Origin of the sequence: Pseudomonas sp. NPDC086278, assembly GCF_050280905.1 — a bacterium.
Taxonomy (GTDB): domain Bacteria; phylum Pseudomonadota; class Gammaproteobacteria; order Pseudomonadales; family Pseudomonadaceae; genus Aquipseudomonas.
Genome location: NZ_JBNNWE010000016.1, coordinates 26,118 through 46,963, shown reverse-complemented (window position 1 = coordinate 46,963; position 20,846 = coordinate 26,118). Strand labels below are relative to the sequence as shown.

At 61.2% G+C, this 20,846-nt stretch carries 22 protein-coding genes; 13 read left to right on the top strand and 9 right to left on the bottom strand.

Going from position 1 to position 20,846, the window contains the following annotated elements; translation table 11 throughout:
* Positions 1-47: 47 nt before the first annotated feature.
* Both ACQKP4_RS07460 and ACQKP4_RS07455 read right to left on the bottom strand, forming a co-directional pair.
* Entirely contained in the window at positions 48-1,124 is a 1,077-nt protein-coding gene (locus ACQKP4_RS07460; protein WP_427631817.1) for an endonuclease/exonuclease/phosphatase family protein, read from the bottom strand.
* Positions 1,125-1,253: 129 nt separating this feature from the next.
* The gene (locus ACQKP4_RS07455) at positions 1,254-1,925 is read right to left on the bottom strand and encodes a YciC family protein (protein ID WP_427631815.1); all 672 of its coding nucleotides are present in this window, start codon (positions 1,923-1,925) and stop codon (positions 1,254-1,256) included.
* 178 nt (positions 1,926-2,103) lie between these two features.
* Here ACQKP4_RS07455 and ACQKP4_RS07450 point away from each other — a divergent pair, with 178 nt between their 5' ends.
* The 5 genes from ACQKP4_RS07450 to ACQKP4_RS07430 all read left to right on the top strand — a co-directional run bounded on the left by ACQKP4_RS07450 (position 2,104) and on the right by ACQKP4_RS07430 (position 6,742).
* Entirely contained in the window at positions 2,104-2,877 is a 774-nt protein-coding gene (locus ACQKP4_RS07450) for a DUF2076 domain-containing protein (protein ID WP_427631813.1), read from the top strand.
* A 136-nt stretch (positions 2,878-3,013) separates the two neighbouring features.
* Positions 3,014-3,493 carry an NYN domain-containing protein gene (locus ACQKP4_RS07445; protein ID WP_007946629.1) on the top strand — a complete coding sequence of 160 codons (480 nt, stop codon included), beginning with the start codon at positions 3,014-3,016 and terminating at the stop codon, positions 3,491-3,493.
* A 22-nt stretch (positions 3,494-3,515) separates the two neighbouring features.
* Positions 3,516-4,127 carry a 3'-5' exonuclease gene (locus ACQKP4_RS07440; protein WP_427631811.1) on the top strand — a complete coding sequence of 204 codons (612 nt, stop codon included), beginning with the start codon at positions 3,516-3,518 and terminating at the stop codon, positions 4,125-4,127.
* A 300-nt stretch (positions 4,128-4,427) separates the two neighbouring features.
* Positions 4,428-5,354: a drug/metabolite exporter YedA gene (gene yedA, locus ACQKP4_RS07435; protein WP_427631809.1), complete on the top strand. Its 927-nt coding sequence runs from the start codon at positions 4,428-4,430 to the stop codon at positions 5,352-5,354.
* 53 nt (positions 5,355-5,407) lie between these two features.
* Positions 5,408-6,742 (top strand): DEAD/DEAH box helicase, encoded by a 1,335-nt coding sequence (locus ACQKP4_RS07430; protein WP_427631807.1) that lies wholly within the window; start codon positions 5,408-5,410, stop codon positions 6,740-6,742.
* Between the two features lie 116 nt (positions 6,743-6,858).
* Here the strand turns inward: ACQKP4_RS07430 and ACQKP4_RS07425 are convergent, their stop codons facing one another.
* Positions 6,859-8,100 (bottom strand): TIGR03862 family flavoprotein, encoded by a 1,242-nt coding sequence (locus ACQKP4_RS07425; RefSeq protein ID WP_427631806.1) that lies wholly within the window; start codon positions 8,098-8,100, stop codon positions 6,859-6,861.
* Positions 8,101-8,286: 186 nt separating this feature from the next.
* On the bottom strand, positions 8,287-9,207 hold the full coding sequence (locus ACQKP4_RS07420) for a histone deacetylase family protein (protein ID WP_427631805.1): 921 nt from the start codon (positions 9,205-9,207) through the stop codon (positions 8,287-8,289).
* 74 nt (positions 9,208-9,281) lie between these two features.
* On the opposite strand from ACQKP4_RS07420, the gene ACQKP4_RS07415 reads away from it, so the two are divergent.
* From ACQKP4_RS07415 to ACQKP4_RS07405, 3 genes are all read left to right on the top strand, one after another.
* Positions 9,282-9,851, top strand: a complete 570-nt coding sequence (locus tag ACQKP4_RS07415; protein ID WP_427631803.1) for a GNAT family N-acetyltransferase — start codon at positions 9,282-9,284, stop codon at positions 9,849-9,851.
* Between the two features lie 90 nt (positions 9,852-9,941).
* Complete coding sequence (gene tesB / locus ACQKP4_RS07410) at positions 9,942-10,811, top strand: acyl-CoA thioesterase II (RefSeq protein WP_427631801.1); 870 nt, start codon at positions 9,942-9,944, stop codon at positions 10,809-10,811.
* Positions 10,808-11,401 carry an HAD family hydrolase gene (locus ACQKP4_RS07405; RefSeq protein ID WP_427631799.1) on the top strand — a complete coding sequence of 198 codons (594 nt, stop codon included), beginning with the start codon at positions 10,808-10,810 and terminating at the stop codon, positions 11,399-11,401. The genes tesB and ACQKP4_RS07405 overlap by 4 nt, the downstream gene beginning before the upstream one ends.
* Before the next feature lie 107 nt (positions 11,402-11,508).
* Here the strand turns inward: ACQKP4_RS07405 and ACQKP4_RS07400 are convergent, their stop codons facing one another.
* Both ACQKP4_RS07400 and ypfJ read right to left on the bottom strand, forming a co-directional pair.
* Positions 11,509-12,468, bottom strand: a complete 960-nt coding sequence (locus tag ACQKP4_RS07400; RefSeq protein WP_427631797.1) for an alpha/beta hydrolase — start codon at positions 12,466-12,468, stop codon at positions 11,509-11,511.
* A complete protein-coding gene (gene ypfJ, locus ACQKP4_RS07395) occupies positions 12,469-13,362 on the bottom strand; it encodes a KPN_02809 family neutral zinc metallopeptidase (protein WP_427631795.1) in 894 nt (297 codons plus the stop codon).
* A 263-nt stretch (positions 13,363-13,625) separates the two neighbouring features.
* On the opposite strand from ypfJ, the gene ACQKP4_RS07390 reads away from it, so the two are divergent.
* From ACQKP4_RS07390 to ACQKP4_RS07380, 3 genes are all read left to right on the top strand, one after another.
* Positions 13,626-14,402: an IclR family transcriptional regulator gene (locus tag ACQKP4_RS07390; RefSeq protein ID WP_427631794.1), complete on the top strand. Its 777-nt coding sequence runs from the start codon at positions 13,626-13,628 to the stop codon at positions 14,400-14,402.
* 120 nt (positions 14,403-14,522) lie between these two features.
* Complete coding sequence (locus tag ACQKP4_RS07385) at positions 14,523-15,401, top strand: DMT family transporter (protein WP_427631792.1); 879 nt, start codon at positions 14,523-14,525, stop codon at positions 15,399-15,401.
* A gap of 289 nt (positions 15,402-15,690) precedes the next feature.
* On the top strand, positions 15,691-16,368 hold the full coding sequence (locus tag ACQKP4_RS07380; protein ID WP_427631790.1) for a TetR family transcriptional regulator: 678 nt from the start codon (positions 15,691-15,693) through the stop codon (positions 16,366-16,368).
* 35 nt (positions 16,369-16,403) lie between these two features.
* Here ACQKP4_RS07380 and ACQKP4_RS07375 read toward each other — a convergent pair whose 3' ends face one another.
* The gene (locus tag ACQKP4_RS07375; protein ID WP_427631788.1) at positions 16,404-17,315 is read right to left on the bottom strand and encodes a LysR family transcriptional regulator; all 912 of its coding nucleotides are present in this window, start codon (positions 17,313-17,315) and stop codon (positions 16,404-16,406) included.
* A gap of 215 nt (positions 17,316-17,530) precedes the next feature.
* Here ACQKP4_RS07375 and ACQKP4_RS07370 point away from each other — a divergent pair, with 215 nt between their 5' ends.
* Positions 17,531-17,959, top strand: a complete 429-nt coding sequence (locus ACQKP4_RS07370) for a DUF4160 domain-containing protein (protein ID WP_427631786.1) — start codon at positions 17,531-17,533, stop codon at positions 17,957-17,959.
* Positions 17,956-18,402, top strand: a complete 447-nt coding sequence (locus ACQKP4_RS07365) for a DUF2442 domain-containing protein (protein WP_427631785.1) — start codon at positions 17,956-17,958, stop codon at positions 18,400-18,402. Before ACQKP4_RS07370 ends, ACQKP4_RS07365 begins: the two co-directional genes overlap by 4 nt.
* A 52-nt stretch (positions 18,403-18,454) precedes the next feature.
* Here the strand turns inward: ACQKP4_RS07365 and trmA are convergent, their stop codons facing one another.
* Together trmA and ACQKP4_RS07355 are read right to left on the bottom strand one after the other, a co-directional pair.
* Positions 18,455-19,534 (bottom strand): tRNA (uridine(54)-C5)-methyltransferase TrmA, encoded by a 1,080-nt coding sequence (gene trmA, locus ACQKP4_RS07360; RefSeq protein WP_427631783.1) that lies wholly within the window; start codon positions 19,532-19,534, stop codon positions 18,455-18,457.
* On the bottom strand, positions 19,531-20,826 hold the full coding sequence (locus ACQKP4_RS07355) for an NCS2 family permease (protein ID WP_427631782.1): 1,296 nt from the start codon (positions 20,824-20,826) through the stop codon (positions 19,531-19,533). The genes trmA and ACQKP4_RS07355 overlap by 4 nt, the downstream gene beginning before the upstream one ends.
* Between the last annotated feature and the right edge of the window lie 20 nt (positions 20,827-20,846).

The following is a 20,846-nucleotide window of genomic DNA, read 5'->3' as shown; positions in this document are numbered from 1 at the left end:
AAGCCTTGCACAAAACCTGTGGGAGCAAGCCCACAGGTTTTGGATTGTCAGTTGGCGGGTAGCAGGAACCGGGCGATCACTGGCAGGTGGTCGGAGATGCGCAGGGTGTCGTCCTGCCGCACCATCGCCTCGACCCGTTTGATGCGCGGGCTGTAGAAGATGTAATCGACTGTGCGATCCGGGCCGTTCAAGCCCGGGTCATTCGGGTAATGGGTCAGCCAGTGCGCCCGGTCGACACCGCTGGCTTCGTTGTTGGTCGGGATCATCGGGTACTTGTCCCACAACACATGCAATGCGCTGTCGACGGTGTAGGGCGTGCGTTGCTCTTCGGGCAAACGTTGGTATTGGCCCAGCGGCAACAGGTTGAAATCGCCACCGATCATCCATTGCGTGCCACGGCTTTCGTACTTGTCGAGCACGTTGGCCACCGCCGTCACTTGCGCTTGCAACGTGTCGTCGGGCTGGGTGACCCGGTCGAGGTGGGTGTTGAGCACCGCCATCTGACCGCCGTCACTCAACGGCAGATACGTGACCAGCAGCGCGTTTTTCGGTTTGAACTGGCGGCTGACGATGTTGGCCGGCGCGATCGGTAATTGCAGGCGTTCGGCGTGTTCGATCTGGTAATGGCTGAGCGTTGCCAGTTGCCGGCCGACGCTGCCGAAGATGTGCGGGTCCGGCACGAACTCGGCTTTCCAGTCGAAGGCGTGGGCGCTGCACGGATAGAGGTCGGCGACCCGTTCTTGCAGCAACTTGACCTGGTCCTGGTAGTCGCTGGCCTTGGCGCCGTCATCCAGTTCCTGCAACAGCACGATGTCCGGGTTTTCGTCGCGAATCACCCGCGCCACTTCGTCGAGGCTGAACGCCATGTCTTCGGGGGTCGGGTTCTCGTCGTCGCCATGCGCCAGGTCATCCCAGAACACGTAGCGTTTGCCCGCCAGGAACTGGACGTTCCACGTCATCACTTTCAGCGCCTGGCCGGGCACCAGTGTCGGCGCTTGAGCATTGCAACTGACCGGCACCACTTCCTTGGCACCGGGGCGCCAGGTCAGGGTATAGATCAGCAGGGCAATCAGGCCGATGGCACTCAGCAGGCCCAGCAGGGTGTAGCGCAGAAAACGGGTCATGGGCTTTTGGCGTTACAGAAGAAGGTCCTGAGCATAACCGAGCGTCGGGCTTAATCCCAAGGATTAGCCCCAACACAATCGTTGGCGAAAAACCTGTGGGAGCGGGCTTGCCAATGGCGGGGCTTGCGTTCAGCGTGGGCCGTCGATTTTTTCGGGCGCATCGCCAATCAGCATGAACAAGCGGAACAGCACCACGCTGGTGAACAGTTGCAGGAAACTGTGGGCGCTGTCGATCAGCAACGAGATGACCGGGTTCGGATCGGGATACGCCGTGAACGTCGCGCCCTTGAGCAGCCACAACGGGCCCATCACACACAGAATGCACACCAGAATCCGCAGGAAATGGCCGCGAGTCAGGCGCAGGCTTTCTTTCATCGCGGCCAGCGGCGCCATGCCGCGCAGCACCAGCAGGTACTCGGCGAAGGCCAGGGTCACCATCAGCCAGATACCTGGCAGGAAATACAGCGACAGACCAAGCAAAATCAGCAGCGTGTTGAGCGCGGTCAGCAGGGCGAAACGCGGCCACATCGTGGCGGCCGTCGCCAGCAGATCGCGGGTGCGCGGTGATTCGCCACGGCTGCGGGCATCGAGAAACAGGATCAGCGCGGCGGTGTACAGCGGATACACCAGCAGGCCGACAATCACGCTGTAACCGGGAAAGCCCTCGGGACCGGCGGTATGGTCGACCACTTGTTGCAGCAATGCCTCAAGGACCACCAGTGGCAGACACAGCTGCACGATCTGGCCCAGGTTGCGTTTGAAGAAATACAGGGAGTCACGCAGTACATCGAACGGATTCATCAGTCGGTATCGCAGGTTGAACGCAGTGGCCCACTTTAACCGATGAAGTGCGGGGAGGCGCAAACGTAAACGTTCGGGAAAGGGCATTGAAACAACTTGCTTCAGCCTCCATTAAGGTCAGGCACCTTATCCTCAATGGAGAAGGATCACGATTTCTCCGGCAATCTACGAGGTCGCCATGAACAGCGAAGAACAAACCCTGATCGATGGACTGTTTTCCCGGCTGCAACAGGCCGAAACGGATTCATCCCCGCGCGACGCCCAGGCCGAGGCGCGGATCAAGGAACACCTGACACGCCAGCCCGCGGCCGGCTATTTCATGACCCAGGCGATTCTGGTGCAAGAGGCGGCCATCAAGAGCCTCGACGAGCAGAACAAGCAACAGGCGCAGCAAATCCAGCAATTGCAGGCCGAACTGCAATCGGCCAAGGCTCAGGCACCCGCCGCGGCATCGGCCAGCGGCGGCTTTTTGTCGAGCATCTTCGGCGGCGGCTCCCGCGATCCGCAGCCCGTCCAGAGCGCCGCGCCGGCCGGTGGCGGCTGGCGTGAACCGGGGCGGCCGTCGGGCAATTCGCAGCCGCCACAGCAGAACTTCGGTGCCGCGCCGCAGAATTACGGCGCCCCGCAGCAGAACTACTCTCCTCAACAGCAGGCGCCAATCGGTAGCGGCTTCCTTGGCGGCGCGCTGAAGACCGCCGCCGGTGTGGCCGGTGGCGTGATGCTGGCGCAAGGCATCAGCAGCCTGTTCCACAGCAACCAGCAGCCTCAGGAAATCGTCGAAGTCATCAAGGACGAGCCGGCACAGGTCAACGATCAAAGCGGCGACCAAGGCTGGAACGACGATCAGCGCGTGGCTGATAACTCCTCCAATGATCAGGGCGGCTACGCCGACGCTGATTACAACGATGACAGTTCATCGTTCTTTGGCGGTGATGACGACTCCTTCGTCTGATACGCCATTCGTCCGGAGCGCCCAGGCGCTCCGGGCTGATTATTCGCGGAACAATCCTTGAGGCTGGCATACTGGGCGACTTTTCGGGCCTGGTGCCTGATCCAGCCTGCGCGCCTGTGCGCAATGAGGAATCGCGGTGAAGAAAATTGCAGTGTTCGCCGATGTTCAAAACCTCTATTACACCGTGCGTCAGGCTTATGGTTGCCACTTCAATTACGCAGCGTTGTGGGCTGACATCAGCAAACAGGGCGAGATCGTCGAGGCCTACGCCTACGCCATCGACCGTGGCGACAGCAAACAGCAGCAATTCCAGCAGATCCTGCGCAACCTCGGCTTCACCGTGAAGCTCAAGCCCTACATCCAGCGCAGCGACGGCTCGGCCAAGGGCGACTGGGACGTGGGCATCACCCTCGACATCATGGACGCCGCCGATCACGTCGACGAAGTGGTGCTGGCTTCCGGCGACGGTGATTTCGACATGTTGCTGGAACGCATCATCAGCAAACACGGGGTGCAAGCGGTGGCGTATGGCGTGCCGGGCCTGACGGCTAACTCGCTGATCCGCGCCGCCAGCCGCTACGTGCCGATTGAAGGCGCGTTGCTGCTCAAGAATTGATTTATACGGAGTAGAAACAGGTTTGGAACGCATAGCCGTTATCGACTTTGAAACCACCGGGATCTCCCCGAGCAGCAGCTGCCGGGCCACGGAAATCGCCGTGGTGATCCTTGAACAGGGGCGCATCGTCGACCGTTACCAAAGCCTGATGAACGCCGGCGTACGCGTCCCGGCGTTCATCGAACAACTCACCGGCATCAGCAACGCGATGCTGCGCACGGCGCCGTCGGCCGAGCAGGTGATGAACGAAGTCAACGAATTCGTCGGCATCACGCCGCTGCTGGCGCACAACGCCGCGTTTGACCAGAAGTTCTGGGATTTTGAACTGGGGCGGATCAAGCGTACGCGGTTGCAGAACTTTGCCTGCTCGCTGCTATTGGCCCGGCGGCTGATGCCGGCCGCGCCGAATCACAAACTGGGGACGCTCACCACGTTTGCCAGTTTGCCCAACACCGGCAAGGCTCACCGGGCGATGGCGGATGCCGAGATGGCGGCGAACCTGACGACGCACTTGGCTGCGCAACTGCGCCAGCAGCACGGGTTGCGCGAGTTGTCCCATGACCTGCTGGTCAGCCTGCAAAAAGTGCCGGCGGCGAAGATCAACGAACACCTGAAGCGCCATCGCGGGTTCTGACTGATACCAACCAATCCTCTGACTGACACCCCATAAATCCCCTGTGGGAGCGGGCTTGCTCGCGAGAGCGCTGTGTCAGGCCCGGTGATATTGGATGGGCTGACCCCTTCGCGAGCAAGCCCGCTCCCACATTTGGGTCTGCGGCGGCAGTTAGATTGGTTTTCTTTTCAGCAGCTCCAACGGTATTGCTATCCGTGCGTTGAAAAGTGTACCGGTGCGATAAACAGGTTTTGTAACTTATTTTTGCTGCCTGGCCTTTCTAAAATATCCAATCTCCTTGTCTTGCTTACGAGCTGCCCCATGCCTGGCTTACGTCGCTTCCCCTTGCCGTTGATCGCTGCTTTTTTCGCCGTGTACGTGATCTGGGGCTCGACTTACCTGGTGATTCGCATCGGCGTCGACTACTGGCCGCCGTTGTTGCTCGCCGGTATTCGCTTCGTGATTGCCGGGAGCTTGATGTACGCCTTCCTGCGCTGGCGCGGGGCGCCGGCGCCGACGTGGGCGCAGTGGAAAGCGGCGGGGATCATCGGGATTTTGCTGCTCTGCCTCGGTAACGGTGCAGTGAGCGTGGCCGAACACACGGGCGTTGCGTCCGGGGTGGCGGCGCTGGCGGTGGCGACGGTGCCGTTGTTTACCTTGCTCTGCGGCTATTTCTGGGGCGCACGCAATACCCGCCTCGAATGGGCCGGGATTGTGCTGGGGCTGATCGGTATCGCCATACTCAACCTCGGCTCCAACCTGCAATCGAGTCCGTTGGGCGCGGCGTTGCTGGTGTTCGCGGCGGCGGTCTGGGCGTTCGGTTCGGTCTGGAGCAAACATTTGCCGCTGCCTCAAGGCGCAATGGCCAGTGCCGTGGAAATGCTGGTGGGCGGCGTAGCGTTGCTGATCGGCAGTGCGCTGAGCGGCGAACACATGGAACACCTGCCACCGGTCGAAGGCTGGGTTGCGCTGGCTTACCTGGTGTTCTTCGGTTCGATCATCGCTTTCAACGCTTACATGTACCTGTTGAAAAACGTGCGCCCGGCCGCCGCCACCAGTTATGCCTACGTCAACCCGGCGGTGGCGGTGTTGCTGGGCATTGTGTTTGTCGGCGAGACCATCGGGATCGAGGAAGGACTGGCGATGCTGGTGATCATCAGCGCCGTGGTGTTGATCGGTTTGCCGCAATGGCGGCGGCCGCCGGTTCGGCCTGCTGTAGCCGCGCCGACAGAATCCCGTGTGAATTAGGGTAAACTGCGCGCCATTGCATGCCCGCTCCTGATTTTTCCTACGGTAATCCCATGACTTTCGCCTCCCTTGGCCTGATCGAACCCTTGCTGCGCTCTCTTGAGACGCTCGGCTACCAGACCCCGACGCCGGTTCAGGCGCAAGCCATTCCGGCGGTGCTGGCCGGTCGCGACCTGATGGCCGCCGCCCAGACCGGCACTGGCAAGACCGCCGGTTTCGCGCTGCCGCTGCTGCAGTTGCTGGCCATGGAAGGGCCGAAAGTTGCCTCCAACTCGGTGCGCGCGCTGATTCTGGTGCCGACCCGCGAGCTGGCCGAACAGGTTCACGAAGCCGTGCGCCAGTACGCCGAAAACCTGCCGTTGAGCACTTACGCGGTGTACGGCGGCGTCAGCATCAACCCGCAAATGATGAAGCTGCGCAAGGGTGTCGACGTGCTGGTGGCGACGCCGGGGCGTCTGCTCGACCTGTATCGCCAGAAGGCCCTCAAGTTCAATCAGCTGCAAACGCTGATTCTGGACGAAGCCGATCGCATGCTCGATCTGGGGTTCTCCGAAGAGCTGGGGAATATTTACCGGGTGCTGCCGAAGCAACGTCAGACGCTGTTGTTTTCTGCCACGTTCTCCGACGCGATCCGGTTGCTGGCCGGGCAAATGCTCAACGATCCGCTGAGCATCGAAGTCAGCCCGCGCAACGTCGCGGCCAGTACCGTCAAGCAATGGGTGGTGGTGGTCGACAAGAAGCGCAAGCCGGAGCTGTTCATTCATTTGCTGCGCAAGGGCAAATGGAAGCAGGTGCTGGTGTTCGCCAAGACCCGCAATGGTGTCGACGCGCTGGTGGAAAAACTCCAGGGCCTGGGCGTCAACGCCGACGGCATTCACGGCGACAAACCGCAAGCCACCCGTCAGCGCGCACTGGACCGTTTCAAGGCCAGTGAAGTGCAGATCCTGGTCGCCACCGACGTCGCGGCCCGTGGTCTGGACATCGAAGACTTGCCGTTGGTGGTCAACTTCGACCTGCCAATCGTGGCGGAAGACTACATCCACCGCATCGGTCGCACCGGTCGTGCGGGCGCGACCGGGCAGGCTATTTCGCTGGTCTGCGCCGATGAAGTGAATTTGCTGTCGGCCATCGAGACGTTGACCCGTCAGACCTTGCCGCGGCAGATGGAACACGATTTCGAACCTGAGCACCGGGTGCCGGACACCGATGCCAGTGGCCAAGTGGTGAAGAAACCGAAAAAACCGAAGAAGCCGAAGGTCTCCGGTGGCGGTAAACGCAACCTCGGTAAATGGGTCGAGAGTGGCGATGCTTCCGCGGTGGAGCCTTCGATCAAGCCTGTGCGTAAAGTGCCGGTGTTCAACACGGGGCCGCGCAAGAAAAAACCTTGATGATTTGTGTCGTCGGTTAAACCGCCTTCGCGAGCAAGCCCGCTCCCACAGGAGATTTGTGAACGACGCAAATCCCCTGTGGGAGCGGGCTTGCTCGCGAAGGACGCGCCTCGGTCTTAACCCTGGCGCTTCAACCACTCCACCATCCCCAACCCCGCCGCCCGCCCACTGGCGAAACACGCGGTCAGCAGATAGCCGCCTGTCGGCGCTTCCCAATCGAGCATTTCCCCCGCGCAAAACACGCCGGGAAGTTGCTTAAGCATCAAGCGCTCATCCATCGACTCGAACCGCACGCCACCGGCGCTGCTGATGGCTTCGTCCAGTGGCCGGGTTTTGCGCAGCGTCAGCGGCAGCGCCTTGATCGCTTTGGCCAGCAGCGCTGCATCGGCGAAGCATTCGGCCGGTGTGAGTTCGCGCAGCAGCGCCGCTTTCACGCCATCGATCCCGAGTTGACTGTGCAAATGTTTGGCCATCGAACGCGAGCCACGGGGTTTGTTCAACGCGGCCAGAACTTTATCCACAGGTCTGCCCGGTAACAGGTCGAGGTGGACAGTGGCCGAACCCTGCTGGTTGATCGCTTCGCGGATCGGCGCCGACAGGGCGTAGATCAAACTGCCTTCAATCCCGGTCGCCGTGATCACACATTCGCCAAGCCGTGGCACGTCGTCATTGAGGCCGATGGCGATGTTTTTCAGCGGGCTGCCGGCGAATTTGCTCACCATCAGATCGCTCCAGGCCTGCACCTCGAAGCCGCAATTGCTCGGTTGCAGCGGCATCAGTCCGACACCGCGTTGCTCCAGTGGCAGCATCCACGCGCCATCCGAGCCGAGGCGCGACCAACTGCCGCCGCCGAGGGCCAGCAGGGTGGCGTCGGGCGCCAGGCTTTTTTCACCGTCGGGGCTCGAGACCTTCAGGCTGCCGTCGGCGTTCCAGCCGAGCCAACGGTGGCGTGTGTGGATCACCACGCCGGCATCGCGCAGGCGTTTGAGCCAGGCGCGTAGCAGCGGCGCGGCTTTCATGTCGGTCGGAAATACCCGGCCGGAGCTGCCGACAAAGGTTTCGATGCCCAGGTCATGAATCCACTGGCACAGTGCGTCAGCGCCAAATGCGCGCAGCAGCGGTGCAATCTGCGGGGCGCGTTCGGCGTAGCGCGAGAGGAACGCCGGGTAGGCTTCGGAATGGGTGATGTTCATGCCGCCGACGCCGGCCAGCAGGAATTTGCGCCCTACCGAAGGCATGCCGTCGTACAGGTCGACGTTGACGCCGGCCCGACTCAACACTTCGGCCGCCATCAAACCGGCGGGGCCGCCGCCGATGATGGCGACGTGCGAGGGCAAGGAAGTCGAGGGCTGGGTCATGGCGTGCGCTGCGGTATGGCGGAATAAGCCGCGCATTCTACCAGCACGGATCAAGGTGGGATGGCTTCAGGCGGTGGTTAAAAAACAACCATCGATGTGTAGGCTATGCGCCGCATGGCCTGTAGGCCCTTTCACTCAGGTTATCCACAGGCCGTTCCACAGGCATTGTGGGTAAAGACTCACACCTCAATGACAACCTGATGACGTCCACACCCGTTGCGCGCTGTGATGAAGGATTCCATGGCGCCGCGCCAACGCCTGGCGATCCTTGCTGTAGCCGCCGCCAATCACCCCGACCACCGGAATATCTCGCCCCAGGCAATGGCGCATCACGCTTTCATCGCGAGCGGCCACGCCGGCGTCGGTCAGCTTGAGGTAACCGAGGGCGTCATCTTTGTGCACATCGACCCCGGCGTCATACAGCACCAGGTCCGGTTGGTAGAGCGGCAGCAAATAATTCAGCGCGTCGTCCACCACTTTCAGGTAATCGGCGTCGCCCATGCCTTTTGGCAGCGGGATGTCCCAGTCACTTTCGGCTTTGCGTGCAGGAAAGTTCTTTTCGCAGTGCAGGGAAACGGTCACCGCGTCCGGGGTGTTGTGCAGAATCCGCGCCGTTCCATCGCCCTGATGGACGTCGCAATCGAAGATCAGCACCCGGTTCACACGACCGCTTTCCAGCAGGAAATGGCTGATCACCGCCAGGTCATTGAAGATGCAGAAACCCGCCGGGTAGTCGTAATGCGCGTGGTGCGTGCCGCCGGCCAAGTGACAGGCCAGCCCGTGTTCCAGCGCCTGTTCTGCCGCCAGCAACGAACCGCCGACCGCCCGCACGGTGCGCCGGGCCAGCGCTTCGCTCCACGGCAGGCCGAGGCGCCGCTGGTCTTCGCGGGACAACTCGCCGCTCATGTAGCGTTCGATATAGGCAGCGTCATGCGCGAGGCCGAGAATCTCCGCAGGGCAGAGCTGCGGGCGCAGCAGGTCGGCGTCCCGGGTCAGTCCGCTCTCCACCAGGTGATCGCGCAGCAGGCGAAACTTGTCCATGGGGAAGCGGTGATCCGCCGGGAACTCGGGGCTGTAGTCTTCGTGGTAAATCAGTGGCAGCGGCATGCGTGATTTCAGCGGTGAATGAAGGACGGATCCTACCAGCGATGTAGACTTGCGGCTTGGAAACGGAGGGGAACATGGAGCCGATACTGCAACTCGAGAGCGCGCGACTGCTGTTGCGGCAGTGGCGAGACGAGGATTTGCCGGAATTTGCCGCCATGTGCGCCGATCCGCAGGTGATGCGTTATTTCCCGGCGCCCTTGAGCCGCCTGGAGAGTGCCTCGCTGATCGGGCGGATTCGCGGGCATTTTGCCGAGCATGGTTTTGGCCTCTGGGCGCTGGAGCGTAAAGACAGCGGCGCCTTCATCGGGTTTACCGGGCTCGGCGTCGTCGGTTTCGACGCGCCTTTCACCCCGGCCATCGAGATCGGCTGGCGCCTGGCCCGCGAGCATTGGGGGCTGGGTTACGCCAGCGAAGCGGCGTGGACCGCGCTGCGCTGCGGGTTTGACCGCTTGGCGCTGAAAGAACTCGTGGCGTTCACCACGCAATCCAACACGCCTTCCGAGAAAGTCATGCAAGCGATTGGCATGCAGCATGATTCAGCCGATGACTTCGAGCACCCCAAACTCGCCGTCGATCATCCCTTGCGCCACCATGTCCTGTACCGCATCACCCGTGAACAATGGCTGCAAACCTTGCATGGATAAGCCGGCGCGGACGTTTACAATGGCCGCCATTAACTGAATCGACCGTCGCAGCCAAGCCTGCGCGGCAAGCTGTGTGTGAGGAGAGTCTGAATGAGCCAAGTGTTGGATGATCTGGTCGATTTGCTGACCCTGGAGCCGATCGAAGAAAACCTGTTCCGTGGCCGCAGCCAGGACCTGGGCTTTCGTCAGTTGTTTGGTGGTCAGGTGATCGGTCAGTCGCTGTCGGCGGCCAGCCAGACCGTTGAAGAAGCACGGCATGTGCATTCGATGCACGGTTATTTCCTGCGTCCTGGCGACTCCGCGCTGCCCGTGGTGTATCAGGTGGATCGGGTGCGCGACGGCGGCAGTTTCAGCACGCGCCGGGTGACGGCGATCCAGAAGGGCCACCCGATTTTCACGTGCAGCGCCTCGTTCCAGTACGACGAGAAAGGCTTCGAGCACCAAGCCGAAATGCCCACGGTGGTGGGCCCGGAAAACCTGCCGTCGGAGCTGGAACTGACCCAGCAGCGCGCGCACCTGATTCCCGAGCACATGCGCGAAAAATTTCTGTGCCCCAAGCCGATCGAGTTCCGACCGGTCACCGAGAAAGATCCCTACAACCCGCAGCCGTCCGACCCGGTCAAGTACGTCTGGTTTCGCGCCGACGGTGCCTTGGCGGACTCGCCAGCGCTGCACAAATACTTGCTGGCCTACGCCTCGGACTTCGGTTTGCTGACCACCTCGATGCAGCCGCACGGCAAATCGGTCTGGCAGAAAGACATGCAAGTCGCCAGCCTCGATCACGCCTTGTGGTTCCACGCGGACCTGCGTGCCGATGACTGGTTGCTGTACGCGATGGACAGCCCTTGGGCCGGCAATTCCCGCGGTTTTACCCGTGGCAGCGTGTTCAACCGCGCCGGACAACTGGTGGCCTCGGTCACGCAGGAAGGGCTGATTCGGCATCGCAAGGATTGGGCATGAGCCTGGCCGAGGTGCGGCATTGGGTGTTCGACATGGACGGCACCCTGACGGTGGCGGTGCATGACTTCGCGGCGATTCGCGTGGCGCTGGCGATCCCGGCCGAAGACGACATCCTGACCCACCTCGCGGCGCTGCCCGCCGCTGAAGCCGCGGCGAAACATGCGTGGTTGCTGGAGCACGAACGGGATCTGGCGCTCGGTTCGAAACCGGCGCCGGGCGCGGTCGAGCTGGTGCGAGAGCTGGCCGGGCGCGGCTATCGGTTGGGCATCCTCACGCGCAACGCCCGCGAGTTGGCGCACGTTACGCTGGAGGCCATCGGCCTGGCGGACTGCTTTGCGGCGGAGGATGTGCTGGGCCGCGATGAAGCGCCGCCCAAGCCGCATCCCGGTGGTTTGCTGAAACTGGCCGAAGCCTGGAACGTGCCGGCCAGTGAGTTGGTGATGGTCGGTGATTACCGGTTTGATCTGGATTGCGGCCGGGCGGCGGGGGCGCGGACGGTGTTGGTGAATCTGCCGGATAATCCTTGGCCTGAGCTGACGGATTGGCATGCGGCGGATTGCGTGGTGTTGCGGGAGATGTTGTCGGCTTGATGGCCTATTCGCGAGCAAGCCCGCTCCCACAGGGAGTCTGTGTCGTTCACAAATCTCCTGTGGGAGCGGGCTTGCTCGCGAAGAGGCCCTGCCAGGCAACACAAGGCTCACTGCCCAAACAACACCTTCTGCCCCTGCGGCGACGTAAACATCCCATCCCCGTTATGCCCGACCCCCGGCACTTCGACCAGCCGCTGATTCACCCCTTTAGGGTTGCGGCGCAGCAGGTAATCGAAAAAATTATGTCCGCGAATCAAGCGATAAGCGCCTTGGGCTTCAGCCTCGCAACCCTTGTCCAGCGCCGGGTGCTGTGGATCGATGTCCAGCTGACCGAGCAGATACGTCACGTCGCGTTTGACGTAGCGACTTTCAAGCTGCGGTGCCGTCTGACCACTGGCATAGACCGGCAAATCCACCAGCCCATACTTCCACCGATTGAAACCGGGGCACGTCGCGTGATTAAACGCCACGGGCCGGCGTTCATCGAAATAGGCGTATGACGAAGGGTTGGCGACCACGTAACGCACCTTGACCCCGGCCGCTTCAAGTGCCGGCTGATCCTGGCTCAACAACGCATAACGCTGAACCACTTGCGCGCCGCCGGAGTGCCCGGCAATCACCACTTCTTTCAGGTCCGGAAACTGCTGACGGTCGGCGAAACGGGCGACGATCTGGTCAAGCGCACCGTAGGAACTCAGGGCAAATGGCGCGGTGGAGGCGCTGCCGGCCATCCAGTCATTGCCCTGCCAGCGCAACACGGTGTCGGCCACGGGGTGCCGCGCGACGTCATCTTGGTTAAGGAATTGCGGGGCGATCACCAGCGTGTTCGCGCTTTGTCCGGCCTGGTCTGCCGCGCGCTCGGCGCTTTGGCGGTAGGTTTCGGCATTGCGCAGCCGACCATGAATGATGATCAGCACACGCTCGATTTTCGCTGGCGCCGGGCCGATGCCCACCGCCATCTCGCCTTCTTTCAACAACAGCCGACCGGGGCTGATTTCCTTGACCCCATGCTCGGCGGCCAGGGTACTTGCGCAGGTGAACAACAACGCTAACAGCCACTTATTCATTTACAGGTTTTTCGCCGCAAAGGTATCGCACTGGCCGACCTGGCCTTGCGCAAATCCGGTTTTGAACCAGCGCACCCTTTGCGCTGACGTGCCATGGGTAAACGAGTCCGGCACCACGCGGCCCTGACCCTGTTGCTGCAAACGGTCGTCGCCAATGGCGTTGGCGGCGTTCAAGGCTTCCTCGATGTCCCCCGGTTCCAGCCAGTTCAGGCGCTTCTGCGCATTGTTGGCCCAGACCCCGGCCAGGCAATCGGCCTGTAATTCCTGACGCACCAACAAACCGCCGTCGCCTTCCATCTGCCGACCTTGCGCGCGGGCCGCCTGCATTTTTGCGGACACGCCGAGCAAGGTCTGCACATGGTGTCCGACTTCGTGAGCGATCACGTAGGCCTGAGCGAAATCACCGGCGGCGGAAAAGCGCTGCGACATTTCCTGGAAGAACGCCATGTCGAGGTAAACCTTCTGGTCCGCCGGGCAATAAAACGGCCCCGTTGCCGACGTCGCCAGTCCGCAGGCTGAATTGACCCGATTGCTGAATAGCACCAGCGTCGGATTTTTATACTGCCGACCGGCCTGCTGGAAAATCTGGCCCCAAGTGTCTTCGGTGTCGCCGAGGATCGAGCGCACGAATTCGGCGCCTTCGTCATTGGCTGGTGGCGCCTTGCGGGTCTGATTGGTGGCCGGTGCCGATTGCTCGCTCATCTGCCCGGTGAGTTGCCCGAGGATCTGCATCGGGTCCTGGCCGGTGATCCAGCCGATCCCGACGATCAGAATGATCGCGGTCAGGCTCAGGCCCTTGCCGCCACCGAAACGCATCCCGCCACCGCCACTGCCGACATCATCACCACGGGCATCGACCACGTTGTCGCTGCGTCGGCCTTTTTTCCATAGCATGTGGGAATCCTCTGATTGTCCGTGGGCATGAGTGTTGCTGGTGTGTGGGAGCGGCGCCAGTCCGGTCGTCCGGCTTTTCACGGGGTAGCCGTGAACGTTGTCGGGAACAGTGCAGTGTAGGAACGTGGATCACCCAGTGAATTCCGTCAGGCGCCGGGTTTTTATTGCCATGGGCGAGTGACGGCGATGTTGGCTGCGGGTTCCAGATTTTGCGTTACTCGCTGCGTCTTCTAGAATCATGCAAATTGTGTACGGAACCTCCAATGGCCGGCAGTCAGATCGAACGTGTTTTCAACGTGCTGGAAAGCCTCACCAGTGAACCTCGCGGCGTGCCGATGCAGACGCTGGCGGCGCAGCTCGACATCCCCAAAAGCGCAACGCATCGGTTGCTCGCCGAACTGATTCGGCTGGGCTACGTACGGCAGAACCCAGAGAACTTGCGCTATCACTTGTCGACCAAACTGGTGGCGCTGGGCTTTCGTTATTTGGCGGGCAGCGGCGCGGACATTGTGCAGCCGGTGCTCGATCGCCTGGCCAGCGAGACGGGCGAACTGGTGCGCCTGGGCGTGATCGAAGGTGAGCGGCAGGTCTGGATCGCCAAATCCCAGGGCGCCCGTTCGGGGTTGCGATACGACCCTGACATGGGCCGTGATGCGCCGCTGTTCTATACCGCATCGGGCCACGCGTGGCTGGCGTGCATGAGCGATGCGCAAGCGTTGTCGCTGGTGGAGCGGCAAGGGGGCGACCGGCCGAAAGATTTGGGGCCGAACGCACCGCGCTCAACCATTGAATTGCTGGAACGGCTGCGTCTGGCGCGGGATCAGGGCTACGCCTGTGTCGAGGAGAGTTCGGCGGTGGGCACCTCGGCCATTGCCGCCGTGGTGCGCCAGCCGCGTGACGGGCGAGTGATTGGCGTATTGAGCATTGCCGGGCCAAGTGCGCGGCTGCCGGGCGCACGCCTGCATGAACTGGCGCCGTTGTTGCTCAAGTTCACTGTGGAGTTGTCAGCGGCAAGCCTTGCTTCAGAGTTGTTCAGTTAATTGGCCGCACGCCCACAAGGTAAAAGGTGGGCGCTGTTCGAACACATTAAGCCGATACGTGTTCATGAATCTGGAACCGGATTCTAAATTGGTGAAATTCGCAGTCCACAAGGGAAACCCATGACCATCAGCACACCACTCTCGGGCGTAAACCAGCCCTTCAAAGGGATTTTGCTGATCGTCGTTGCCACCTTCCTGTTCTCCAGTCATGACGCGTTGTCGAAATACCTTTCGGGGTTCTACCCGATCATCATGGTGGTGTGGGCGCGTTATATGGTGCACACCTTATTGATGGCCGGGATTTTTCTGCCGCAATCCGGGTTGCGCGTCCTGCGTACCAAGCGGCCATTGCTGCAATTGATAAGGGCGCTGTGTTTGCTGGGCACCAGTCTGTTTTTCACCACCGGCTTGCAGTACATCCCGCTCGCCGAAGCCACGGCGGTCAACTTTCTTGCGCCGGTGCTGGTCACTGCGCTGTCGGTGCCGCTGCTGGGTGAACACGTCACCCGTGGTCAGTGGATCGCGGTGATTTGCGGGTTTGTCGGGGTGTTGATCATCGTGCATCCCGGCGGTGACTTGTTCACGCCTGCGGTACTGCTGCCGCTCTGTTCGGCGCTGTTTTTCTGCTTCTATCAATTGCTCACCCGCAAACTCAGCAACATCGACAGCCCGACCACCAGCAACTTCTTCGCCGGGTTGTGCAACACCCTGGTGATGAGCGCGCTGGTGCCGTTCTTCTGGCAAACGCCGAGCATTGGTCATGGCTTGATGATGGTGGCGCTCGGCGCGTGCGGGATGACCGCGCACTTGTTTTTGACCCAGGCATTCCGCTACGCCGCCCCCGCGTTGCTGGCGCCGTTCGGGTATTGCCAGATTGTGTTTGCAGGGTTGCTGGGCTGGCTGCTGTTTGCCCACACGCCGACTTTGACCACGGTGGTCGGGATCGCGGTGATTTGCTGCAGCGGGCTGGCGGCGGCGTGGCAGCAGAGCCGCCGTTAAACACCTGTGGGAGCGGGCTTGCTCGCGAAGAGGGTATGTCAGGCAGCGATGATGTTGACTGACATACCCTCTTCGCGAGCAAGCCCGCTCCCACAGTGAGACGCCGTTTCAGTCTGTGAGGGCGGGAATCTTGCGCGGCGCCATGGCCAGATCCCGCAGCCGGGCCGTTCGTCAGGCCAAGTTGTAGGGAATTCGTAAACGCCAGGCCAAACCGCCGCCGCGCGGCTTCCTTCACTGTGCGGTGCGGCTCATAATCGCCCCCCTGTGCAGTGATGGCCGTGAGCCCGCAATGACGATAATTTCAAAACGCTCCGCAGCGTCCGACGAACCGCTTGTCGAACCGCGCAAGAGCCGCAAGAACAACCCGGAAAAGACCCGCGAGAACATTCTTCAAGAGGCGATTGTCGAGTTCGTCCAGCAGGGCCTTTCCGGTGCACGTGTCGATGCCATCGCCGAGCGCATCCACACCTCCAAACGCATGATCTATTACTACTTCGGCAGTAAAGAGCAGCTGTACGTCGAGGTGCTGGAAAAACTCTACGGTGACATCCGCAGCACCGAAAACCGCCTGCATCTGGCTGAACTGGCACCGCTGGAGGCGATTCGACGGCTGGTGGAGTTCACATTCGATCACCATGATCGCAATGCCGATTTCGTGCGCATCGTCAGCATCGAAAACATCCATAACGCTGAATACGTGAAGCGCTCCGACGCGATCAAGGCGATGAACAACACCATTCTGGATTCACTCGGCGAGATCCTGCGTCGCGGCGCCGAAGACGGTTTGTTCCGCGCCGGGCTGGTGCCGCTGGATGTGCATTTGCTGATCAGTTCGTTCTGTTTCTATCGCGTGTCGAACCGCCATACCTTCGGCGAGATCTTTCAGATCGACCTGCCGGATGAAAGCGTCAAGCAGCGGCACCGCGAGATGATTTGCGAGGCGGTGTTGCGCTATTTGCAGGCCTGATTTGTGGCTGGGGTTGATCGAACAATCCTGATGGTTTATCGCGGCAGATGTTCAACCAGAAAATCGATGAACGCCCGCAGTTTTAGCGGCACATGTCGGCTTTGCGGATACAGCAACGTGAACGGCCGCGAGCGTCCGCCGTAAGGTTGCAGCACTTCCACCAACGCTCCACTGGCCAGTTCGCTTTCGACGATAAACCGGTACGTCTGAAACAGCCCCGCGCCGTGCCTGGCCAGGGTCACACCGCCCAGCACATCATCGGAACAACTCAAGTTGCCCTCGGCCAGAATCTCGCGCGGCGTGCCGTTGTCATTGAACAACCAGGCAATCCGCCGACCGCTGCTGGGCAGTTCGTACTGGATGCATTCGTGGTGCGCGAGGTCATCCAGCGTCTGCGGAACGCCGGCGCGCTTCAGGTAATCGGGACTGGCAATCATCACCAGCGCGGCGTCTTCAAGGTGGCGGGCGATCAGGCCTGAATCCGCAATCGCCCGCACGCGAATGGCCATGTCGTAGCCTTCGCCAACGAAATCGATGTTGCGATTGCTGATGTGCGACTCGACCTTCACGTCTGGAAAACGCGCACGAAACGCCGGCAGCAACGGCAGGATCCGGTGGTGCGCATAGGTCGTCGGAATGCTGATCCGCAGGGTGCCGGACGGTTCCTGCTGCTGGCCCATGACTTCACGCTGAGCCTCGACCAGTTGCGCCAGCGCCTTGCGACATTCTTCGTAATAACGCCGGCCGCTCCCCGTCAACTTGACGCTGCGAGTGGTGCGCGCAAACAGCCGCACACCGAGGCGCTCCTCCATGCGCGACACCGAACGGCTGACAGCGGCCGGCGTCACGCCCGCCACCAACGCCGCAGCGGTAAAACTGCCAGCCTCGGCGGCCAGGCAAAACAGTTCGATGCTGCCGAGCTGAAGGTCGTCGAATACGCGCTGCATGATTGATTACACCGGGGATCGAATGGAGGGGGTAATGCGTGTTTATCAAATTGCCGAAAGCATTGCTTACTATTTTTCGTCCCTGATCGAAGTGCTCGTAGCAGGTTGGAACGCTAGGCTCAAGCCGGAATGACTGAATGCAAATCTGCGCCAGTTATCGGATTACTCAAGGAATGATGAGTCTTCGAACTCAATAACCTAACGGATGGGTTAGTATGAAATTGTTCAGCTACAAGGGATTTTCAATGGTGATCCTGTTGCGCGATGAGCACTGTCCGCCGCACGCACATGTGGACGCCGGGACCTGGAGCGCACGCTTCAAATTCAGCTTTTGGCACAACAGTGTCGAGCTGTGGGATGTTGTTCCTCATTCAAGACGGCCTCCTGTGGCAGTGCTGGAAGGACTACGTCACGCACTCAGACAACCCGCTCATTTGCGTCGCGCCCGGGCCATCTGGTGGGACAAGCTGCACACGGTCTGCCTCGATCATCAGATCTGGGACTGGCAAACCAGTGAAGTCGTGGTGGTGAAAAGAGTCGCCAGCACGGCTTGCATGATTCATTCGGCTTTTTATGAGCCCGAGACAAACAAGACCCTGCTGGCGCTTATAGGCATTCCGGAGGGCGTGGAGATCCAGCTATGAAAAAGATACAGGCAAGAATGTTGGTTGATCGGCCGGTGACCGAAGCAGTGCTCGATGAAGCCATCCAGCGTGGGCAGCTACGCCACAAAGTCGGGTTGCAGGCGACTTCGGTGACTTTCGTCGACCCATGTCTGGCGGTCAGTTTCGTTGATGGAAGTGGCGTGTTGTTGCCCGTGCGGCACTATGCGGAATTCGATGATTTTGATGTCGATGATTTCGCAAACCTGGAAGTCGGTTTTTCCGGGACTGCCCTGTGCCATGAGGGCAAGGATCTGCACGTGTCCATTGCCGGGATGATTTCGGCGAGCAAACCGTTGATGGACATGGCCGCCTCGGTCATCGCCTCGCGTAACGGGCGCCAAAGCAGCGCTGCCAAATCCGAGGCAGCACGGGCCAATGGCCGTAAGGGCGGGCGTCCGCGCAAGGCTGAAGTCACCGATTGAACGCACAAAAAAGCCGTCATCAAGACGGCTGATTTGCATCGGGCAACGGCAATCAACGCCGCGTCAACAACACCCCGGATTCCATGTGATGGGTCCACGGAAACTGGTCGAACATCGCGCACTGGGTGATGCGATGCGTGTCATGCAACTGGGCGATGTTGGCCGCCAGGGTTTGCGGGTTGCAGGAGATATAGAGGATGTTGTCAAAGCGCCGGGTCAGCTCGCAGGTGTCCGGGTCCATGCCGGCGCGCGGCGGGTCGACGAAGACGCTACCGAACTCGTAGCTCTTGAGGTCGATACCGTGCAGGCGGCGGAAGGGGCGGACTTCGTTCAACGCTTCGGTCAGCTCTTCGGCGGACAGGCGTACCAGCGTGACGTTATCCACCGCGTTTTCGCTGAGGTTGCTCAGCGCCGCGTTGACGGACGTCTTGCTGATTTCGGTGGCCAGCACTTTGCGCACGCGGGTCGCGAGCGGCAGCGTGAAGTTGCCATTGCCGCAATACAACTCCAGCAAATCGTCCGGACGATCACCGAGGGCGTCGAAGGCCCAGTTGAGCATTTTCTGGTTGACCGTGCCGTTGGGCTGGGTGAACGCGCCTTCCGGCTGGCGGTAACTGAAGGTGCGGCCGCCGACGTCCAGTTGTTCGACCACGTAATCGCGGCCGATGACTTCGCGCTTACCCTTGGAGCGACCAATGATGCTGACATTCAGCTCGGCGGCCAGTGTCGAGGCGGCGGAGTGCCAGTGTTCGTCCAGCGGGCGGTGATAGCACAGGGTGATCATCGCGTCGCCGGCCAGGGTGGTCAGGAACTCCACCTGGAACAGTTTGTGGCTCAGCGCCGCGCTCGCCTTCCATGCCGCCTTGAGCTGCGGCATCAACTCATTGATGCGCAGGCTGGCAATCGGGAACTCTTCGATCAGGATCGGCGTGCGTTTGTCTTCCTGGGAAAACATCGCGTAATGACGCTCGCCGGCTTCGCGCCATAGGCGGAACTCGGCGCGCAGGCGGAAGTTTTTCAGCGGCGAGTCAAACACCACCGGCTCGGGCGCATCGAACGGGGCCAGCAGGTCACGCAGGCGCGTGACCTTTTCTTCGAGCTGAACGGCGTAGGCCTGGGAATCAAAAGTCATGCGTTGAACCAACCCAGCTTGATCACGAACAGAATCGACAGAATCACCAGCGCCGGGTTGAGCTCGCGAGCGCGGCCCGACAGCAACTTGATCACGGTCCAGGCGATGAAGCCGAAAGCGATACCGTTGGCGATGGAATAGGTGAAGGGCATTGCCAGCGCGGTGACCACGACCGGCGCGGCAACGGTGATGTCGTCCCAGTCTATTTCGGCCAGGCCGGAAGTCATCAACACGGCGACGAACAGCAGCGCCGGTGCGGTAGCGAATGCCGGAACGCTGGCGGCCAATGGCGAAAAGAACAGTGCCAGCAGGAACAGAATCGCCACCACGACAGCGGTCAAGCCGGTACGGCCACCGGCACTGACGCCGGCTGCGGATTCGATGTAACTGGTGGTGGTCGAGGTGCCCAGCAGCGAACCGGCCATGGCTGCGGTGCTGTCGGCGATCAGCGCGCGACCCATTTTCGGCATATGGCCGTCCTTGCCCATCAGGCCGGCGCGCTTGGCGACGCCGATCAGGGTGCCGGAGTTGTCGAACAGATCGACGAACAGGAAGGCGAAGATGACGCTGACCAGACCGATGTCCAGTGCGCCTTTGATGTCCAGTTGCAGGAAGGTCGGGGCCAGCGACGGCGGCATCGACATCACGCCGCCAAACGGCGTGAAGCCCATGACGATGGAAATAATGGTCACCGCAAGAATGCCGATCAGTACCGCACCGCGCACTTTCAGCGCTTCAAGGGCCACGATCAGGGCAAAACCGAGGGTCGCGAGGATCGGTGCCGGTTGCTTCAGATCACCGAGGCCGACCATGGTCGCCGGGTTGCTGACCACGATGCCGGCGTTATGCAGGGCGATCAGTGCCAGGAACAGGCCGATACCGGCTGCAATCGCCGAGCGCAAGGGCAGCGGGATGCTGTTGATGATCCATTCGCGGATGCGAAAGATCGACAGCATGAAGAACAGCACCGCCGAGATGAACACCGCACCCAGCGCCACTTGCCAGGTGTGGCCCATGTGCAGGACCACGGTGTAGGTGAAGAAGGCGTTCAAGCCCATGCCCGGCGCGAGTGCGATCGGGTAGTTGGCGATCAGGCCCATGACCGTGGAGCCGATGGCCGCTGCCAGACAGGTCGCGACAAACACCGCACCCTTGTCCATGCCGGTCTCGCCGAGGATGCTCGGGTTGACGAACAGAATGTAGGCCATGGCCAAGAAGGTCGTGACGCCCGCCAGAATCTCGGTGCGCACGTTGGTGTTGTGTGCCTTGAGTTGAAACAGCCTTTCCAGCATGTCTGCTCCCCGTGGCGCGC

What these genes read in the sequence shown, in the direction of transcription:
- ACQKP4_RS07460 (WP_427631817.1), bottom strand. Translation starts at nt 1,124, where the DNA reads ATGACCCGTTTTCTGCGCTACACCCTGCTGGGCCTGCTGAGTGCCATC.
- ACQKP4_RS07455 (WP_427631815.1), bottom strand. Translation starts at nt 1,925, where the DNA reads ATGAATCCGTTCGATGTACTGCGTGACTCCCTGTATTTCTTCAAACGC.
- ACQKP4_RS07450 (WP_427631813.1), top strand. Translation starts at nt 2,104, where the DNA reads ATGAACAGCGAAGAACAAACCCTGATCGATGGACTGTTTTCCCGGCTG.
- yedA (WP_427631809.1), top strand. Translation starts at nt 4,428, where the DNA reads ATGCCTGGCTTACGTCGCTTCCCCTTGCCGTTGATCGCTGCTTTTTTC.
- ACQKP4_RS07430 (WP_427631807.1), top strand. Translation starts at nt 5,408, where the DNA reads ATGACTTTCGCCTCCCTTGGCCTGATCGAACCCTTGCTGCGCTCTCTT.
- ACQKP4_RS07425 (WP_427631806.1), bottom strand. Translation starts at nt 8,100, where the DNA reads ATGACCCAGCCCTCGACTTCCTTGCCCTCGCACGTCGCCATCATCGGC.
- ACQKP4_RS07420 (WP_427631805.1), bottom strand. Translation starts at nt 9,207, where the DNA reads ATGCCGCTGCCACTGATTTACCACGAAGACTACAGCCCCGAGTTCCCG.
- ACQKP4_RS07415 (WP_427631803.1), top strand. Translation starts at nt 9,282, where the DNA reads ATGGAGCCGATACTGCAACTCGAGAGCGCGCGACTGCTGTTGCGGCAG.
- tesB (WP_427631801.1), top strand. Translation starts at nt 9,942, where the DNA reads ATGAGCCAAGTGTTGGATGATCTGGTCGATTTGCTGACCCTGGAGCCG.
- ACQKP4_RS07405 (WP_427631799.1), top strand. Translation starts at nt 10,808, where the DNA reads ATGAGCCTGGCCGAGGTGCGGCATTGGGTGTTCGACATGGACGGCACC.
- ACQKP4_RS07400 (WP_427631797.1), bottom strand. Translation starts at nt 12,468, where the DNA reads ATGAATAAGTGGCTGTTAGCGTTGTTGTTCACCTGCGCAAGTACCCTG.
- ypfJ (WP_427631795.1), bottom strand. Translation starts at nt 13,362, where the DNA reads ATGCTATGGAAAAAAGGCCGACGCAGCGACAACGTGGTCGATGCCCGT.
- ACQKP4_RS07390 (WP_427631794.1), top strand. Translation starts at nt 13,626, where the DNA reads ATGGCCGGCAGTCAGATCGAACGTGTTTTCAACGTGCTGGAAAGCCTC.
- ACQKP4_RS07385 (WP_427631792.1), top strand. Translation starts at nt 14,523, where the DNA reads ATGACCATCAGCACACCACTCTCGGGCGTAAACCAGCCCTTCAAAGGG.
- ACQKP4_RS07380 (WP_427631790.1), top strand. Translation starts at nt 15,691, where the DNA reads ATGACGATAATTTCAAAACGCTCCGCAGCGTCCGACGAACCGCTTGTC.
- ACQKP4_RS07375 (WP_427631788.1), bottom strand. Translation starts at nt 17,315, where the DNA reads ATGCAGCGCGTATTCGACGACCTTCAGCTCGGCAGCATCGAACTGTTT.
- ACQKP4_RS07370 (WP_427631786.1), top strand. Translation starts at nt 17,531, where the DNA reads ATGAAATTGTTCAGCTACAAGGGATTTTCAATGGTGATCCTGTTGCGC.
- ACQKP4_RS07365 (WP_427631785.1), top strand. Translation starts at nt 17,956, where the DNA reads ATGAAAAAGATACAGGCAAGAATGTTGGTTGATCGGCCGGTGACCGAA.
- trmA (WP_427631783.1), bottom strand. Translation starts at nt 19,534, where the DNA reads ATGACTTTTGATTCCCAGGCCTACGCCGTTCAGCTCGAAGAAAAGGTC.
- ACQKP4_RS07355 (WP_427631782.1), bottom strand. Translation starts at nt 20,826, where the DNA reads ATGCTGGAAAGGCTGTTTCAACTCAAGGCACACAACACCAACGTGCGC.